1 protein-coding gene and 1 pseudogene are annotated in these 2,075 nt (G+C 71.9%); both read right to left on the bottom strand.

Annotated elements, in window-relative coordinates; all coding sequences use genetic code 11:
• Window positions 1-57: 57 nt before the first annotated feature.
• Window positions 58-1,130: pseudogene (locus JF597_RS55380) on the bottom strand (ADP-ribosylglycohydrolase family protein).
• A 67-nt stretch (window positions 1,131-1,197) separates the two neighbouring features.
• A complete protein-coding gene (locus tag JF597_RS55375; protein ID WP_294014890.1) occupies window positions 1,198-1,980 on the bottom strand; it encodes an NAD(P)H-binding protein in 783 nt (260 codons plus the stop codon).
• Window positions 1,981-2,075: the final 95 nt, after the last annotated feature.

Raw genomic sequence — 2,075 nt, 5'->3', positions numbered from 1 at the left:
TGTGGAGGACGTGATCGGTACGAAGGTCAAGGACTGAGAAGTTCCGACCGGACCGGTCTAGGCCCGCGGATAGCGGGCCAGCCACCCCGGCGACGCCCCGGCCGGCCCGTGCAGGGCCGGCCCCTGGGTCATCTCCATGGCGAAGTCGTCGGCGAGTTCCAGCAGGGTGGGACGGCCCTCCAGTTCGGCCAGCCAGGCCGGCGGGAGGGCCGTCTCGCCGTGCAGGGCGCCCAGCAGGCCGCCGGTGAGCGCGCCGGCCGCGGCGGAGGGACCGTCGTGGTTCACGGCGAGGCACAGGCCATGCCGTACGTCCTCTCCGACCAGCGCGCAGTACACGGCGGCGGACAGCAGCCCGTCCGCCGAGCCGTCGGCGGCGAGTTCCTCCACCCGCGCCGGGGTGGGCATCCCCTGCCGTACGGCACCCAGCGCGTGCTGGAGCGCGTCCGACACGGGCTCGTGCCCGGGCCGCGCGGTCAGCAGTGCGAGCGCCCGCTGCACCGCCCCGTCGAGACTGTCGCCGAGGGCCAGCGCGTGCACGATCACGGCGTACGCGCCCGCCGAAAGATAGGCGACGGGATGCCCGTGGGTCTGCGCGGCACACTCGACGGCCAGCTGTACGACGAGCTGCGGCTCCCACCCGACCAGCAGCCCGAAGGCCGCGGACCGGGCGGTGGCCTCGGGCCCGAGTTCGTTCGGGTTCTTGGGCGACTCCAGCGTCCCCATGGTGTCGTCGCCGAACCCGATGAGCAGCGACCGGGTCGGGTCGCGGCGGGCGTACAGCCACTCCTCCCGGGCCAGCCAGCCGTCGTCCTTGCATACGCCCGGTGCAGATCGGTGGGCGGATGCCAGGCGCCGGTGTCCCGTCGGACCTGGGCCCGTATGAGCCCGTCCACGGTGAAGAGGCTGAGCTGGGTGAGATGAGTGACGGCACCGCGTCGGCCGTACCCGAACCCGAGGTCCACGAGCCCCTCGGCGCCGTACGCCTCCCGGATCTCGTCCAGTCCGAGCCCGTCGACCGGTGCGCCCAGCGCGTCACCCACGGCCACCCCGAGGAGCGTCCCACGCACCCGGCTACGGAAGTCCTGCTGCTCGGCACGCCCCCAGACGACGGCCCCGGCTGTCGCACCCACCAAGACCTCCCTGTTGACCGTCCGTATGTACGACGCTCAGCACTGTAATCGACGGGGGGTGGGAGATTCAGGGGGCGTGTGGGTATGCGAGGTGCGACCCGGTTGGTCCTCGAAGTGCGTCTATCGCCCGGAAACCGCAGGTCACCGGAAGGCAGAGGCGTTGCGGGCCGCCCACTCGGCACCGCACCATCTCCGCCCTGGCCTCGCCCCGGGTCTGCTCGACGAACCGCACCGGCTCGCCCAGCGTGTCCGCGATCGCGGCGGTCTGCTGCCGGGGGGATATCGGCGCGGGCCCGGTCAGTTCGTGGACGCGCCCGGCTTGGCCGGGGTCCCGCAGCGCCACGGCGGCGACCTGGGCGATGTCCTCCGGATCGACGGTCGGCAGCGCGACGTCCCCGAAAGGCGCCGCCACCGTCCGCTGGGCGCGCACCGCGCTGGCCCACTGGAGGGTGTTGGAGTGGAAGCCGGCGGGCCGCAGCATGGTCCATTCGAGCCCCGATCGCCGTACGGTGTCCTCCAGTTCGGAGGGATGGTCGCCGGTGGCGACGCCCTGCGAGGACAGCAGCACGACCCGCCGGACACCACCGGCCCGGACGACTTCGAGGACGTCGTCGAGGTTGCCGCCTTGTGCCATGAAGTCGCCGGAGGTCAGGAGGAAGAGCGCTTCGGCCCCTTCGAGGGCGGGTTTGAGGGTCTGAGGTGCGGCGAGGTCGGCCCGGTGGTGCCGTAGCCCTGCCGGGTTCTCCGGGGGGCTGTGCCGGGAGACGGCCGTCACCCGCTCCCCTGCCGCGAGGAGTTCCCTCATGAGGGGCCGCCCGACGTTCCCCGTAGCACCGGTCACCACGATCATGTTGCTCCCCTTTTCCGAGGTCCCTGGACTGGTTCCTGTGGACACACGGCGAAGCTACTATCGGGAGGACAGTAGGTACCTAGAGGAAAGTAATG

Origin of the sequence: Streptomyces sp., from assembly GCF_019510245.1 — a bacterium.
Lineage (GTDB): Bacteria > Actinomycetota > Actinomycetes > Streptomycetales > Streptomycetaceae > Streptomyces.
The sequence above is the reverse complement of the archived record's forward strand: the minus strand, read 5'-3'. Positions and strand labels throughout refer to the sequence as shown.